Source organism: Pseudarthrobacter sp. 10T415, assembly GCF_056394175.1.
The window spans coordinates 19,027-33,320 of the sequence record NZ_JBFTHJ010000011.1 but is presented as its reverse complement, the minus strand read 5'-3'; the positions used below and the strand labels follow the sequence as shown (position 1 = coordinate 33,320).

At 67.6% G+C, this 14,294-nt stretch carries 14 protein-coding genes; 9 read left to right on the top strand and 5 right to left on the bottom strand.

The window, feature by feature from the left end; genetic code table 11:
- Nucleotides 1–2 precede the first annotated feature (2 nt).
- Genes ispG through AC1DBN_RS14455 form a run of 3 tightly spaced genes read left to right on the top strand, consistent with a single transcriptional unit; the run spans nt 3 to nt 2,819 of the window.
- The gene (gene ispG / locus AC1DBN_RS14465; protein WP_015936629.1) at nt 3–1,169 is read left to right on the top strand and encodes a flavodoxin-dependent (E)-4-hydroxy-3-methylbut-2-enyl-diphosphate synthase; all 1,167 of its coding nucleotides are present in this window, start codon (nt 3–5) and stop codon (nt 1,167–1,169) included.
- Entirely contained in the window at nt 1,132–2,022 is an 891-nt protein-coding gene (locus tag AC1DBN_RS14460) for a GNAT family N-acetyltransferase (RefSeq protein ID WP_477723535.1), read from the top strand. Before ispG ends, AC1DBN_RS14460 begins: the two co-directional genes overlap by 38 nt.
- Nucleotides 2,023–2,060: 38 nt before the next feature.
- A complete protein-coding gene (locus tag AC1DBN_RS14455; RefSeq protein ID WP_477723504.1) occupies nt 2,061–2,819 on the top strand; it encodes a hypothetical protein in 759 nt (252 codons plus the stop codon).
- A gap of 27 nt (nt 2,820–2,846) precedes the next feature.
- On the opposite strand, the gene AC1DBN_RS14450 is transcribed toward AC1DBN_RS14455, so the two are convergent.
- The 3 genes from AC1DBN_RS14450 to AC1DBN_RS14440 all read right to left on the bottom strand — a co-directional run bounded on the left by AC1DBN_RS14450 (nt 2,847) and on the right by AC1DBN_RS14440 (nt 5,141).
- Entirely contained in the window at nt 2,847–3,470 is a 624-nt protein-coding gene (locus tag AC1DBN_RS14450) for a TetR/AcrR family transcriptional regulator (RefSeq protein WP_477723503.1), read from the bottom strand.
- A 79-nt stretch (nt 3,471–3,549) separates the two neighbouring features.
- Nucleotides 3,550–4,305, bottom strand: coding sequence for an ABC transporter permease (locus tag AC1DBN_RS14445; RefSeq protein WP_390896695.1), 756 nt, complete (start codon nt 4,303–4,305; stop codon nt 3,550–3,552).
- On the bottom strand, nt 4,305–5,141 hold the full coding sequence (locus AC1DBN_RS14440; RefSeq protein ID WP_477723502.1) for an ABC transporter ATP-binding protein: 837 nt from the start codon (nt 5,139–5,141) through the stop codon (nt 4,305–4,307). Before AC1DBN_RS14440 ends, AC1DBN_RS14445 begins: the two co-directional genes overlap by 1 nt.
- 382 nt (nt 5,142–5,523) lie before the next feature.
- Here AC1DBN_RS14440 and AC1DBN_RS14435 point away from each other — a divergent pair, with 382 nt between their 5' ends.
- The 3 genes from AC1DBN_RS14435 to AC1DBN_RS14425 all read left to right on the top strand — a co-directional run bounded on the left by AC1DBN_RS14435 (nt 5,524) and on the right by AC1DBN_RS14425 (nt 9,608).
- Nucleotides 5,524–7,335: a proline--tRNA ligase gene (locus AC1DBN_RS14435; RefSeq protein ID WP_477723501.1), complete on the top strand. Its 1,812-nt coding sequence runs from the start codon at nt 5,524–5,526 to the stop codon at nt 7,333–7,335.
- Nucleotides 7,336–7,343: 8 nt separating this feature from the next.
- On the top strand, nt 7,344–8,138 hold the full coding sequence (locus tag AC1DBN_RS14430; RefSeq protein WP_091719263.1) for a sulfite exporter TauE/SafE family protein: 795 nt from the start codon (nt 7,344–7,346) through the stop codon (nt 8,136–8,138).
- 78 nt (nt 8,139–8,216) lie between these two features.
- Nucleotides 8,217–9,608 (top strand): pyridoxal phosphate-dependent decarboxylase family protein, encoded by a 1,392-nt coding sequence (locus tag AC1DBN_RS14425; protein WP_477723500.1) that lies wholly within the window; start codon nt 8,217–8,219, stop codon nt 9,606–9,608.
- A 35-nt stretch (nt 9,609–9,643) separates the two neighbouring features.
- Here AC1DBN_RS14425 and AC1DBN_RS14420 read toward each other — a convergent pair whose 3' ends face one another.
- Together AC1DBN_RS14420 and AC1DBN_RS14415 are read right to left on the bottom strand one after the other, a co-directional pair.
- Nucleotides 9,644–10,696: an aminoglycoside phosphotransferase family protein gene (locus tag AC1DBN_RS14420; RefSeq protein ID WP_091719267.1), complete on the bottom strand. Its 1,053-nt coding sequence runs from the start codon at nt 10,694–10,696 to the stop codon at nt 9,644–9,646.
- A gap of 29 nt (nt 10,697–10,725) precedes the next feature.
- Complete coding sequence (locus AC1DBN_RS14415) at nt 10,726–11,901, bottom strand: DUF4439 domain-containing protein (RefSeq protein WP_477723499.1); 1,176 nt, start codon at nt 11,899–11,901, stop codon at nt 10,726–10,728.
- A 140-nt stretch (nt 11,902–12,041) separates the two neighbouring features.
- Between AC1DBN_RS14415 and AC1DBN_RS14410 the strand changes: the two genes are divergently transcribed.
- The 3 genes from AC1DBN_RS14410 (at nt 12,042) to AC1DBN_RS14400 (ending at nt 14,176) form a co-directional block, all read left to right on the top strand.
- On the top strand, nt 12,042–12,659 hold the full coding sequence (locus AC1DBN_RS14410; protein WP_477723498.1) for a ribosome maturation factor RimP: 618 nt from the start codon (nt 12,042–12,044) through the stop codon (nt 12,657–12,659).
- Nucleotides 12,659–13,639: a transcription termination factor NusA gene (nusA, locus tag AC1DBN_RS14405; RefSeq protein ID WP_091719273.1), complete on the top strand. Its 981-nt coding sequence runs from the start codon at nt 12,659–12,661 to the stop codon at nt 13,637–13,639. Before AC1DBN_RS14410 ends, nusA begins: the two co-directional genes overlap by 1 nt.
- Before the next feature lie 174 nt (nt 13,640–13,813).
- The gene (locus AC1DBN_RS14400; protein ID WP_091719275.1) at nt 13,814–14,176 is read left to right on the top strand and encodes a YlxR family protein; all 363 of its coding nucleotides are present in this window, start codon (nt 13,814–13,816) and stop codon (nt 14,174–14,176) included.
- Nucleotides 14,177–14,294 lie beyond the last annotated feature (118 nt).

Below are 14,294 nucleotides of genomic sequence, written 5' to 3'. Positions count from 1 at the left end.
ACGTGACCTCGGTCAGCCTGGGAATGCCCGCAGCACCGCCGCCCGTCCTTGCCCCGCGCCGCAAGACGCGCCAGATCAAAGTCGGTTCGGTGGGAGTCGGCTCGGATTCCCCCATCAGCGTGCAGTCGATGACCACCACGCCCACCACCGACATCAACGCCACACTGCAGCAGATCGCGGAACTGACCGCCTCTGGCTGCGACATTGTGCGCGTTGCATGCCCGTCGGCCGATGATGCCGAAGCATTGCCCATCATTGCCCGCAAGTCCCAGATTCCGGTCATCGCGGACATCCACTTCCAGCCCAAGTACGTCTTCGCTGCCATCGAAGCCGGCTGCGCGGCCGTCCGGGTCAACCCCGGCAACATCCGCAAGTTCGATGACCAGGTCAAGGAAATTGCCGCGGCCGCCCGGGACCACGGAACCTCCATCCGCATCGGCGTCAACGCCGGCTCGCTGGAACCGGGAATCCTCAAGAAGTACGGCAAGGCCACCCCCGAGGCCTTGGTTGAATCCGCCGTCTGGGAAGCCTCCCTCTTCGAAGAGCACGGCTTCCACGACTTCAAGATCTCGGTCAAGCACAACGACCCCGTGATCATGGTGGCCGCCTACGAGATGCTCGCCGAAAAGGGCGACTGGCCCCTCCACCTCGGCGTAACCGAGGCCGGTCCGGCATTCCAGGGAACCATCAAGTCCGCCACCGCCTTCGGCGCACTGCTCTCCCGTGGCATCGGCGACACCATCCGCGTCTCCCTCTCGGCCCCGCCCGTTGAGGAAATCAAGGTGGGCAACCAGATCCTGCAGTCACTGAACCTGCGGCCCCGCAAGCTCGAAATCGTGTCCTGCCCGTCCTGCGGACGCGCGCAAGTGGACGTCTACACGCTCGCGGAGCAGGTCACAGCCGGCCTGGAAGGCATGGAGATCCCGCTGCGCGTTGCCGTCATGGGCTGCGTGGTCAACGGGCCGGGCGAAGCACGCGAAGCCGACCTCGGTGTGGCTTCCGGCAACGGCAAGGGACAGATCTTTGTGAAGGGTGAAGTCATCAAGACTGTGCCGGAGAGCCAGATTGTTGAGACACTGATCGAAGAGGCCATGCGTATCGCGGAAGAGATGGGGGAGGCCGATGGCGAAGATGCTGTCAAAGGTGGCCCCGTGGTTAGCGTCTCGTAAAGACGAGCCGGACCCGCCGGGGATATCCGTCCGCACCCTGGACGGCGGCGACACCGCCGCGCTCAGGCACCTGGCTGAGCAGGACCGCGTGGCCAACGTATTCATCCTCGCGCATTTACGCACTGCCGGTACTGCCGCTCCCACCAGCGGCGGTGCCGGCATCGTCGGAGTTTTCGACGACGGCACCCTGGTAGGTGCCTGCTGGGCGGGCGCCAACCTGGTCCCCATCCAGCTCGACCCGGGCTTCGCGCCGCTCGTGGCCGAAGCCGCCAACCGCTCCGGCCGGCGCTACGCGTCCGCTTTCGGGCCCGCAGATGCGGTGCTGGCCCTTCACACCGAACTCGCTGAACTGGGCCACCGCGCCCACGAAATCCGCCCGGACCAGCCCCTGATGGTGATCGACGGGCTGGCCGACGTTCCACCCAACCCTGGATTGGGGCTGGGCGACCTGGCAGACTTCGAGCGCATCCTGCCCGCCTGCGCCGCCATGTTCGAAGAAGAAGTGGGCTACTCGCCGTTCCTGGGCGGCCGGGAGTTCTACAGCCGCCGGGTCGAAGGCCTGATCCGGCAGGGCTATTCGCTGGTCCACCTGAACGAAGCCAAGGAAGTGGTCTTCAAAGCCGAACTCGGCGCCGTCACCGCCGAGGTCACCCAGGTCCAGGGGGTCTGGATGAATCCGCAGTACCGCGGGAAGGGGCTGAGCTCCGGCTACATGTCCGCCGTCGTGGAGCAGGCGCAGAAGATCGCGCCGCTGACCAGCCTTTACGTCAACGGCTTCAACGTCAGGGCCAGATCCACCTATGAACGTGTCGGCTTCCGCCAGGTGGGCACGTTCGCTACAGTTCTCTTCTAGCGGCCCGACGCAGGGCAGCATTTGGACTTGGGGGAAAATTGAAGAATTCTGTGCTGGGTACGTTCGCGGTGTCTGCGGTTCTGGTTACCGGTGTTTCAGCCTGCGGGGGCACCTCGGCGCCCGGGGGAGACGCTGCGTCGGCGGGGAGCTCCGCGTCAGCCGGAACATCGGCGGAAACCGCCACTCCCTCGCCCACCCCCACACCGGACAAGGTGTACACCAGCGAGGAGCTGGCCGGAGTTGTCCGCGAGGTGCGGGACTCGGCAGACCGCCGGCTGACACCGGTCCCCAGTGACCAGTTGGCCAGCACGTTGCAGCAGTCCAAGGACATGATGTCCTCCATCGAGGTTGAGCCGGCCGCATGCAAGGAACTGGCGGCCTCCGGCCAGGTACCGTCCCTGGACGGAGCGGCAATTGCCATGGGCCTCAGCACGGACGCCTCCTCCGGTATGGTCACCGCCCTTTCCCTGATGTCGGGACTGGACCAGGCCGCTCTGGCGAAGGTTTCCGACCCCTCTGAGCAGCTGGAGAAGTGCTCGAACATGGTCATGACGGTGGCGGGCGTCAAGGTGGCGGTTGCCATCACCCGCATCGACGGCGTCAGCGGGGTAGCGGAAACCACCGCGTTCCGCACCGAAACGACGCTGCCCAACGGCCAGGTCCAGTCGGTGACCACCGCCCAGGCTGTCCACCACGGCGTGGTGCTGACCGCCGTCGCATCCGGCGGAACAGACGGTGCGGGTGCCCAGGAACAGGCAGGTTCGCTCCTGGATTCTGCGGCAGCCCTCATCAAGTAGCCCGCCCGCATGACGCACGCACCCCGGTCAGGACAGTGTCCCGGTCAGGTACCGCTGCACATTCGGGGCGACTGACCGGACCACGTCTTCGGAGGCAGCGGAGGCCAGCGGCTCCAGCCGGACCACGTACCGCACCATCATCAGGCCAACCATCTGCGTAGCCACCAGGCTCCCGCGGAGGGCAACTTCATCGGCTGTCCCCGGGATGCCGGCCATCGCCCTGCTGATGATGGTGCGTGCCACCACGTCACGCAGCATTGCCGTCTTTGCCTTTGACCCCAGAGTTCCCCGCAGGAAGGCCAGCAGGCCGGGCTGGGCAGGGCCCTCCCAGAGGCGGAGCACTGCGCGGACCAGCAACTCTCCGCGTAGCCCCGGATCGGTGTCCGCGACGCCGGCAAGCACCTGCCCGGGGTCCGCGGGGAGTTCCACGCAGAGGGCAAAGAGTTCGTCCTTGCCGCTGAAGAAGTGGTGCACCATGGCGGGGTCCACTCCCGCAGCCCGCGCAACCTGGCGGAGGCTTGTTCCCTCGAATCCGTGGTCGGCGAACATCCGGCGTGCCGTTTTCAGGATGTGCTCCCGGGATGCCGTGCTGCCGCCCCGGCGTCCCCGCCGCAGGGGAGCCGCGGAGTCCCGTGCCGGTAGAGGTTCCACCCGCTCCTGCGGAGTCGCGCCGGGCTCCGGCGGCGTCCTTCCATGCCCTGCCGGCGGCTTCATGCCCTGAAGCGGCGGGTCATGCGCTGCGCCTGCGCAGGGTGAGGGCGGCCAGCAGCAGGACGCCGAGGACTATGGCCGCCATGATTGCGGTGTCCTGCCACAGTTGGCCCGTCGCTTCGCTGTTGGAGGCGATTTCCTGGAGTGCATCCACCGAGAACGTCAGCGGCAGCACATTGGAGATCGCTTCCAGGACACCGTTCATCCGGTCTCTCGCAACGAAAAGGCCGCAGAGCAGGATCTGGGGGACCACCACCACCGGCATGAACTGCACGGCCTGGAATTCGGTCCTCGCGAAGGCGGAACACAGCAGGCCCAGTGCCACGCCCAGGACGGCGTTGATCACCGCTATCAGCATCACCAGGCCTGGTGGGCCTTCGATGTTGAGGCCGAAGACCCAGTAGGCCACGGCGGTGGCCACCAGGGACTGCAGCGCGGCCATGATGGAGAAGGCCAGGCCGTAGCCGAAGAGCAGGTCCGCCTTGTGGACCGGCGTGGTGAGCAGCCGTTCCAGCGTGCCGGACGTGCGTTCGCGGAGCATGGTGATGGACGTGACCAGGAACATCACCACGAAGGGAAAGATCGCGAGCATCATCAGTCCCACGCGGTCGAACGTACGGGGTGCCCCCGGCGGGAGGGACTCGTTCTCGTACAGGTAATAGACCGCCGCCAGCAGGAGGGCGGGCACCACCAGGATCATGGCGATGCTCCGGTGGTCATGGCGGAGTTGCCCCAGGACCCGGCGGGTGGTGGCCAACAGCATCCAGGCATCCATTACCGCATCCTCCTGCCGTGCCATCCCGCGGAGTGTGCGCTGCGTGCCGGGATCCCGCCGTCGTGGTCTTCCTGTTCCGTGATGATGGTGAGGAACGCCTGCTCCAGGTCGATGCTGCGCCCGCGTTCTGCCAGTTCCGAGGGCGTCAGCTGCGCCAGGAGCTTGCCCCCGCGCAGCAGCAGCAGGCTGTGGCAGTGGCTGGCTTCCTCCATGACGTGGCTGGAGACCAGGAGCGTGGTGCCGGCCTCCGCGAGGGACCGGAAACGGTTCCACAGGTCCGCCCTCAGCACGGGATCCAGGCCCACGGTGGGCTCGTCCAGGACCAGCAGTTGGGGGCGTGCCACCAGCGCGCAGGCCAGGGAAGCGCGGCTGAGCTGGCCGCCGGACAGGTCCGCGGCCTTCTGCCGGGCCTGGGGCACGAGTCCGACGGCGGCAATCGCCTCCGCTACGTCGGGTTTGCCCTTGCGGTGCATGGCGCCGAAGTACCGCACGTTGGCTTCGACCGTCAGGTCCGGATAAACACTGGGCGATTGCGTCACATACCCCACCAGGTGGCGCAGCATCGGATGGCCTGCGAGGCGGCCCAGCACCTGCACGGAACCGGACGCCGCCTGGACGCCCACGATGGTGCGCATCAGGGTGGTTTTGCCGCTCCCGGACGGGCCAAGCAGACCCGTGATCCGGCCGGCCGGAATGGAGAAGTCAACATTCTGGAGCACAGTGTCCCGGCCCCGCCTTACCGTCAGTCCGGAGACGGACACTGCAGCACCCGCCACGGGGTTGGAACTGTCCGGGACAGGACCGCTCCCTGCGAATCCCGGAGTGGAAGGGGACATGGCGGCCTCCGCGTGGAGCAGGCGTCGCGGGCTGAAGGCCCGAAATTCATCACCTGGTGAATTCAAGGTAAGTCCGGCTTTCCGCCCGGTCAATAGCCCTCCACGGAAGAAATTACTTGTCAACGTGCCCACCATCACATAGGTTCGATCTAGCTGCGCTGAGTGGAGTGGGCGGTCTCACCAGTCCTCACCTGTAATAAGGCGATAACGGCGTTGAGCCACGCCCGGATGCAATGACCAGCCCTATTGGGGGGCCAGGGGCTTTGCAATCGGGCGTGGCTCTACTGTTTCCAGGCGAGTGGTGCTGTGCCGGTAGATTAGTATGCAGACGAATTTGTCCGGCCCTGCTGATCCAGCACTTTTCCAGAAACGGATACCACCCGTGGTCCTTAGAATGTCCCAGCTTTTCCTGCGCACCCTGCGTGAAGATCCCGTCGATGCAGAGGTGGCCAGCCACAAACTGCTGGTCCGCGCCGGCTACATCCGCCGCGCGGCTCCCGGGATCTACACCTGGCTGCCGCTGGGACTGAGCGTACTCCGCAAGGTGGAGCAGGTCATCCGTGAGGAAATGACCGCCATCGGTGCCCAGGAAGTCCACTTCCCGGCCCTGCTGCCGCGTGAACCCTACGAGGCAACCAACCGCTGGACCGAGTACGGCGAGGGGCTGTTCCGGCTGCAGGACCGCAAGGGCGCCGACTACCTCCTGGCCCCCACGCACGAGGAGATGTTCACACTCCTCGTGAAGGACCTGTATTCCTCCTACAAGGACCTGCCCCTGAGCCTTTACCAGATCCAGAACAAGTACCGCGACGAGGCGCGTCCCCGGGCAGGCCTCCTCCGCGGCCGCGAGTTCATCATGAAGGATTCCTACTCCTTCGACGTGGACGACGCCGGCCTGGACGCCAGCTACGCGGCCCACCGGTCCGCCTACCTCAAGATCTTCGCGCGGCTCGGCCTCGAGGTTGTCCCCGTGGCAGCCACCGCCGGCGCCATGGGCGGCTCCCGGAGCGAGGAGTTCCTGTTTCCCACGGAAATCGGCGAAGACACCTTCGTCCGGTCTGCCGCAGGCTACGCAGCCAACGTCGAAGCCGTCACCACCGTGGTGCCCGACGACATCGACTTCACGGGCGCGCCTGCCGCGCAGGTCCTGGACACCCCGGACACACCCACCATTGAGACCCTGGTCAACGCATCCAACCAGATCGCGCCCCGGGCAGAGGCCGACGGCGGCGCCTGGACTGCCGCTGACACGCTGAAGAACGTTGTCCTCGCCGTCACGCTGCCCACCGGTGAACGCCAGCTGGTGGTCATCGGCCTTCCCGGCGACCGCGGCGTGGACCTGAAGCGCGTCGAGGCCAACATCGGCGTGTTCCTGCCGATGGCCGGCGAGATCGGACTCGAGCAGGCCGGCGAAGAGGACCTCAAGAAGCAGCCCCTGATCGTCAAGGGTTACCTGGGCCCCGGCCTGTCGCTGGACGCACCGCTCCTGGGCTCCGAAGGAACCACCAAGCTGCTGTACCTGGTGGATCCGCGGGTTGTCAGCGGCACCAGCTGGATCACCGGCGCCAACGAAGCCGGCAAGCACGTCTTCGGCCTCGTTGCCGGCCGCGACTTCACCTGGGACGGCGTCATCGAGTGCACCGAGGTCCGCGCTGGCGACCCCGCACCGGACGGTTCCGGCCCCCTGGAAACGGCACGGGGCATCGAGATGGGCCACATCTTCCAGCTCGGCCGCAAGTACGCCGCAGCCCTGGACCTCAAGGTGCTGGACCAGAACGGCAAGCAGGTCACGGTCACCATGGGTTCCTACGGCGTCGGCGTCACCCGCGCGGTGGCTGCCCTGGCCGAGGCCAACCACGATGCCAAGGGCCTCACCTGGCCCCGCGCCGTGGCACCTGCAGACGTCCACGTGGTCGCGGTGGGCAAGGGCGAGGACATTTTCGCCGCCGCTGAGCAGCTGTCCCAGGGCCTCGAAGCCGCCGGCCTCGACGTCATCTACGACGACCGCTTCAAGGTGTCCCCGGGCGTGAAGTTCGGTGACGCCGAACTGTTGGGCGTGCCCACCATCCTGGCCGTCGGCCGCGGGCTGGTGGACGGCGTCGTGGAGATCAAGGACCGCCGCACCGGAGAAGCCGAGAACGTCGCGGTGGACAAGGCCGTTGACTACGTGGTCAACGCCGTCCGCAATAGCTGATCCCGGGCGTGGACTTTGGTCTTGAGCACCTCCAGCTGACCACCCTCATCCTCATCGTCCTGGCTGGCTTCGGTGCCGGCTGGGTCGATGCGGTGGTGGGCGGGGGAGGGCTGATCCAGCTGCCCGCGCTGCTGCTGGTCCCGGGCATCACCCCGGTGCAGGCGCTGGCAACCAACAAACTGGGCTCTATCTTCGGGACAACCACCAGCGCGGTCACCTACTACCGCAGGGTGGGGCCGGACCTGAAGACGGCGCTGCCCATGGCGGTGATTGCCCTCGCGGGGAGCTTCGGCGGCGCGATCCTGGCGGCCAACCTGCCCGCCAGCGTCTTCAAACCGATCATCGTCGCCGCGCTGGTCGCCGTCGCGCTTTTCACGGCCCTCAAGCCCAACGTCGGGGACATTACGGCGCTGCGGCACGACGGCCACAAGCACTACGTCGTGGCCTGCCTGATCGGTGCGGTCATCGGTTTCTATGATGGCCTGATCGGTCCGGGCACCGGGTCATTCCTGGTCATCGCGCTGGTATCGGCCATGGGCTACGCGTTCCTGGAGGCCAGTGCCAAGGCCAAGATCGTAAATATGGCAACCAATGCCGGTGCCCTCATGTTCTTCCTGCCGCACGGCTCGATCCTGTGGGGACTCGGGCTGCTGCTGGGAGTTGCCAACATGGCGGGCGGCTACCTTGGCGCACGGACTGCGGTCAAGCAGGGAAGCCGGTTCGTCAGGGTGGTTTTCCTCGTGGTGGTGGCCGCCCTGATCGTCAAACTCGGGTTTGACGTGTGGCAGGAAAACTTCGCCTGACCGGCCCTGCCCCGGCATGGTCCGGACCCCGCGGTGGCACCCCTCGTCGCCGCCCGGGTCAGCGCGTAGCATGCAGGTATGTCACACGGCGACGACGCCTACGGGCCAGCCCTGGAAGCGGCGGCAAGGCACGCCACGGCCTGGCTGGACAGCCTTCCCGGCAGGCATGTGGGCCCGGCCGTCGAGGCGCATGACCTCACGGACGTGTTTGGCGGAAGCCTCCCGGACCAGGGCCTCCCTGCGGATGGCGTGGTGGACTTGCTGGCGCGGGCTGCCGAGCCCGGCCTCATGGCCATGCCCTCCGGCCGTTTCTTTGGCTGGGTCATCGGCGGAACCCTGCCCGCGGCGCTGGCCGCGGATTGGCTGGTCAGCGCCTGGGACCAGAACGCCGGGCTGCGCTACGCCACCCCGGCCATGGCCGCCATCGAGGAAGCCGCCGGGACCTGGCTTTTGGACCTGCTGGGATTGCCGGCGGCGTCCGACGTCGGGTTCGTCACCGGGGCCACGATGGCAAACTTCACCGGCATGGCCGCCGGCCGGTGGCGGCTCCTTGCCGACGCCGGCTGGGACCTGGACCGAGACGGCCTGGCGGGCGCGCCGCGGATCCGCTGCTTCGTGGGCCGTGAGCGGCACGACACCGTGGACCTGGGACTGCGCTACTTGGGGCTGGGCCAACCGGCCGTAGTCGAGGCCGACGGCCAGGGGCGGATGGTTCCTGCCGCCCTGGACGCGGCACTGGGAGCCGGCAGCGGCCCGGCGCTCGTCTGCCTGCAGGCCGGGAACCTTCATTCCGGTGCATTCGACCCCTTCTCCGAAGCCATCAGGGTTGCCAGGAAACACGGCGCCTGGGTGCACATCGACGGTGCCTTCGGACTGTGGGCCGCGGCGTCGCCGGAACTCCGCCACCTGACGGATGGATTCGACGGCGCCGATTCGTGGGGGACCGATGCCCACAAGACCCTGAACGTCCCCTACGACTGCGGCATCGCCATAGTCCGTGACGCGCCGGCCCCGCGTGCAGCCATGGGGCTGCATGCGAGCTATCTGGTGCATGACGCCGAGGGGCCGGGTGACCCGTTCGAGAAAGTGCCGGAACTGTCCCGGCGGGCCCGGGGCGTCCCGGTGTGGGCGGCGCTCAGGAGCCTGGGCAGGGACGGCGTTGCCGCACAGGTCAACGGGCTGGCCCGTGCAGCCGCACGGATCGCTGCCGGGCTGCGCGGCATCGACGGGGTGGAAGTACTCAACGATGTGCAGTACACCCAGGTCAGCCTGGCTTTCGGCGACGACGACACCACCCGGGCCGTGACCGCCCGTATTATCGCGGACGGCAGGGTGTGGATGTCCGGCTCCCGGTGGCAGGACCGTGACATCCTTCGCGTCTCCGTCAGTAACTGGCGGACCGGTGCCGACGACATTGAAATTGCAGTGGACGCTGTCAGGTCCGCCCTCGGGGCCGTGCGGGCGCACTAGCGGCTGGCCTGCAATCCGGTGAGGGAACCGGCCGCTCAGCGGCGCGTTCCGGACCCACTGTCCTGCCCCGGTTCAGGCAGCGAACGGGCCGGCGGCAGCCCGGGAAGCGTCCGTCCCGCCAGCGTACTGGCCACCCAGAGCGACCGGGCAAGATCGCCCTGATGGTGCGGTTCGGCCGCGTACCAGAGGGCATTCGCCACCTCCCGGGCGACCGCCCACTGCCGCGCTATCTCCGGGTCCAGTCCTGCAGCGGTACTGAAGTCCGCACAACGGCGCCGCAGCGCCGCCTCCGGACCTTCCTCCGGCAGGTCGTACAGCCGATTCCACAGCAGCGGAGCCACGGCGAACTCGGCCTCGCCGATCAGCGGCTGTGGATCGATCGCAACGTACCGTCCGGAGGGCTGGGCGTTTCCGGGCCGCCCGGGGTCAGGACGGGCCAGGATGTTCAGGAAGTGCAGGTCCGCATGGACCATGACATCACGGGCGGAGCGGCGGCCCACGGCACCGCGGGTCTGGCAGACCTCCAGGGCAGCCTCGAGCAGCCACCGCGGAAAGGGCCGGCCCAGCTGGTCCCAGTCCGCGGGAAATTCATCGCTCCACTGCTCGGCGCGGGCCGCGATGTGTCCGAAGGCGCTCCACTCCGGCCGGGCGTCGGGCACCAGGCTGAGCTGCCGGACCAGCCCCCCCCACACTGCTGCCGCCTCGTCCAGCGGCACGTCGTTGAGGGAGGCGCCCGCCTCCAGCCGTTCCAGGAGCATGGAGCACGTTTGACCATCCCGCTCCAGCAGACCCACGGCACCGCGACCGGCCCACAGGGCCAGGGCGTGGGGCTCGCCGAGGGCTTCGTCATGGGGGTAGGCAACCTTGAGGGCGGCCGGCGTGCCGTCCTCCCTCAGCACAGGCACCACCACAGCGCCATGGCCACTCCAAGGCAGGGCGCCCGGAAGGAGGCCGGACGCCAGGTTCCACTGTTCCATCCGGCCGGCAATCAGGCCGGGCAGCGAGGCAAGCCACGCCCGCCCGGAACTGCTGCGCCGGTACCTGGCGTCGAGTTCGGACGGGATGGGCACGCTCGTTGCTGGAGTCATCGGCATCAGCCTAGTGTCTGCAGGGCGGGCTAACCGCCGGCCGGCAGCGCGGGCAACATGGCGGTATCCAGGACGATGCCCGGCACCGGGCCCGGGTCGGCGCCCCAATGGGCGGTCCGGGTAACAGCGGATTCAAGCAGCGAGAGGGCCCATGCCCGGTCCGTTCCCTCGGTCAAGGCAACCAGGTCGGCGTAAACGGGCAAGGCAGCTGCCTCGAGCGTGCCCAGACCGGTGGCCGGCGCGCTGAGGAAATCTGCGTCCAGGGCGTATCCCGCCGGTTGCGGCCGGGGCAGCTGGCACGCCAGCCGGAGGCGGTTTTCAGATTCCTCCGCGGCGGCCCGGTGCTGCCGGAGGAATTCCGACGCCGGCCCGGCATCTTCCGCGGCGAGGCGCGGTATGGCTGCCTGGTAGCCGTAGGCCGCCTTCTGCTGAGCCTGCAGGACGGACGCCAGCGCGGCCCCGGCGGTTCCCGCCCCGGGAGTATTTCCGGCCGCACTCTCCGCGGACAGGCTGCCGCCTGCGGGCGGGCCTCCTCCCGGCGTGGAGCCCAGGGGCGCAGTGGTGGTGTCGGGCGCCGGGAACGGGCAATCCGCCGGCGATGCAGTGGGGGCGGAGCCAACCAGCGGGCCGGAACCTGCGGTCGCGTCCGCCTGGTCCGTGGCAGCCCCCGTGACTGCGCCGGGCTCGCCGGCGGCTTCGGCCAGTTGCCGGGCGGCCAGCAGCTGTGCGGTCCCTGCGCCCGCGAGCAGGCGCGCCATTCCGCCGTCGGCCTCCTGGGCATCCTTGAGCCGCCGGGAACCGCTGGCGGCCAGGGCCTTGGCCAGCTCCACTTCACTGGGAGCGGCAGCAGGCGCCGGGGACGCTGACGCCGTCGGGTCGGATGTCGCGGCCGGGGCGGGCGGCGCGGACGGACTGTCCGACGGTGAAGCCGGCGAACCCGCAGGGAGGAAGGCGCGGGCCTGGAGAGTCAGCAACGTCACAACCGCCTGCGTGGGATGCCCAGCAGCGGTGCCACCTGCCGCCGTGGCGGCAAGGTCCAGCCCTGCGGCCCGCAGTGCGAGGGCGTCTTCCAGGGCAGCGGCACGGGCCTGATCGGTGAACGTCGGCGGGGCTGGAGCGGGCTGCTCGCCCGGAATGACGGCAAATCCGAGGCTGAGGACCAGCAGGGCTGCCAGCGAAATGACGGCGTACCGGGCGTAGCGCATCCGCGGTTTTCTATCCTGGCTGTCGTCTTCCACAACAGACCATGGTGTCACGGCGGAGGGGGATCCCGGTGCACCACTGGACCGGTAAAATGGCTACGCTAGTACACACCACATCATCTATAAGGGAGGCGGCCGGCATCGTGAGCAATGCAGAAGCCCAGGCTTCATCAGACCACACCGCACCGGGGAAGGCTGATTCCGCCCCGGCCCACAACCCGGAAGCCGACCGGCTCCGGGCCCTCCTTGAACCGTCCGTCCTGGCCAACCGGCTGTACCTCGAGGACATCGCCATCAACGTTGCCGGCTCCCACCGGGTGCTCCACGTCGTGGTGGACCTGCCGCAGGACGAAACCGGCGGCGTCAGCCTCGATGTCATCGCTGACATCTCGAAGGTGCTCTCGGATGTCCTGGATAACGACCCCGGCGCCGACACCCGCCCGTACGACCTCGAAGTCTCGTCGCCCGGCGTCGGACGTCCCCTGACGGAACCGCGCCACTGGCACCGCGCCAAGGGCCGGATTGCCAGCGTCAAGGTCATCCAGGGTGAGAACATCACCGGACGCATCCAGTCGGTGGATGACGGGGGAGTCACCCTCGTGCCCGAAATCGCCGTCAAGAAGGGCATGAAGCCCAAGCAGGGCGATCCCGTAAAACTTCCTTTCGACAGGATCCGCAACGGAAAAGTCGAGATCGAATTCAGCCACCTTTCGGAAGATGGCCTGGAACCAGAACACAATGGACCTTCCGAGGAGGCCTGATGGATATTGACATGAGCGCACTGAGACTTTTGGAGCGTGAGCGTGAAATTCCGCTGGACCTCCTGATTCCCACCATCGAGCAGGCGCTGCTGGTGGCCTATCACAAGTCGCCCGGCGCCTTCGAAAAAGCCCGCGCTGAGCTTGACCGCAAGAGCGGCCACGTCACCATCTGGGCTGTTGAGATTGACGACGACGGCGCCCCGATCGGCGAATTCGAAGACACCCCGGCGGGCTTCGGCCGCATCGCTGCCAGCACCGCCCGCCAGATCATCCTGCAGCGCCTGCGCGACGTTGAGGATGACAACGTGCTGGGCGAGTTCAAGGGCCGCGAAGGCGAGCTGGTGTCCGGCACCATCCAGCAGGGCAACAACCCGCACATGATCCAGGTGAACCTCGGTTCTCTGGAAGCGCTGCTGCCGCCGCCCGAGCAGGTGCCGGGGGAGAAGTACGTTCACGGCAACAGGCTCCGTGCCCTCGTCATCGACGTCCACCGCGGCACCAAGGGTCCCTCCGTCACGCTGTCCCGCTCCCACCCGGGCCTCGTCCGCAAGCTGTTCGAACTGGAGGTCCCGGAAATCGCGGACCACTCAGTGGAGATCGTGGCGCTGGCCCGCGAAGCAGGGCACCGGACCAAGATCGCCGTAAAGGCCAACGCATCCGGCATCAACGCCAAGGGCGCCTGCATCGGTGAGATGGGTTCCCGCGTCCGCGCCGTCATGACGGAGCTCAACGACGAAAAGATCGACATCGTGGACTTCAGCGAGAACCCGGCGACGTTCATCGCCAGCGCCCTCTCGCCGTCGCGCGTGAATTCCGTCACCATCACCGATGAAGCCACCCGCTCCGCGCGGGTGGTGGTCCCCGACTACCAGCTGTCCCTGGCGATCGGCAAGGAAGGCCAAAACGCCCGCCTCGCCGCCAAGCTGACCGGTTGGCGTATCGACATCGTTTCCGACGCCGCTGCGCCGAAGGAAAACTGAAGCACTTTCAGCGCCCCGTCCCAGGTGGTCTGCCACACCGTGGCAGGCCACGGGTTCGGGTAGAACGGCCCGAAGGGGCTAGAATAGATAGGTCCGCGCCTAACGGCCGGCAGTAGTGCGCCTTCGCGTGCCCGTTCCGCAACAGCGGCACAGGACCTGCGGGGGCCGGCAGATATGAACGTCAGGACGATCACCGTGGCAGCAACACCTACCAGCGGAAATCGGCCGGAACGTACCTGCATCGGCTGCCGGAAGAAAGGTCCGCAGACTGAGTTACTCCGGCTCGTCGCCGGGGACAGCGGTTCGTCCGCTGTCCTGGTGGATGAACGACGCCGGATGGCTGGCCGGGGTGCATGGCTGCATCCCAGCGAATCGTGCCTTGCCCTGGCGCTCAAACGGCGGGCATTCGGGCGGGCCCTGCGGGGCGCGACCGAAACCGCCGACGTCGAACGCCGGATCAAGCCAGGCCCGACCGCCGCAGGCGCCCCGGTGGCTGCAGCACCAACCGTCCAACCTGAAAGCGGGTCAGAAGTCTGATGGAAACCCGATGAGTTCCCAGCGATGAGTGCGTAACGATGACAACTTTGTTGCGCTCTGCAATGGGCCCTTCCGCACCATCCGCGGCCAGGGCCCGCAGTAAGAAGTAGACGGTTCG

What these genes read in the sequence shown, in the direction of transcription:
- AC1DBN_RS14420 (WP_091719267.1), bottom strand. Translation starts at nt 10,696, where the DNA reads ATGACTCCAGCAACGAGCGTGCCCATCCCGTCCGAACTCGACGCCAGG.
- AC1DBN_RS14445 (WP_390896695.1), bottom strand. Translation starts at nt 4,305, where the DNA reads ATGGATGCCTGGATGCTGTTGGCCACCACCCGCCGGGTCCTGGGGCAA.
- AC1DBN_RS14460 (WP_477723535.1), top strand. Translation starts at nt 1,132, where the DNA reads ATGCTGTCAAAGGTGGCCCCGTGGTTAGCGTCTCGTAAAGACGAGCCG.
- AC1DBN_RS14440 (WP_477723502.1), bottom strand. Translation starts at nt 5,141, where the DNA reads ATGTCCCCTTCCACTCCGGGATTCGCAGGGAGCGGTCCTGTCCCGGAC.
- AC1DBN_RS14415 (WP_477723499.1), bottom strand. Translation starts at nt 11,901, where the DNA reads ATGCGCTACGCCCGGTACGCCGTCATTTCGCTGGCAGCCCTGCTGGTC.
- AC1DBN_RS14425 (WP_477723500.1), top strand. Translation starts at nt 8,217, where the DNA reads ATGTCACACGGCGACGACGCCTACGGGCCAGCCCTGGAAGCGGCGGCA.
- AC1DBN_RS14400 (WP_091719275.1), top strand. Translation starts at nt 13,814, where the DNA reads ATGAACGTCAGGACGATCACCGTGGCAGCAACACCTACCAGCGGAAAT.
- nusA (WP_091719273.1), top strand. Translation starts at nt 12,659, where the DNA reads ATGGATATTGACATGAGCGCACTGAGACTTTTGGAGCGTGAGCGTGAA.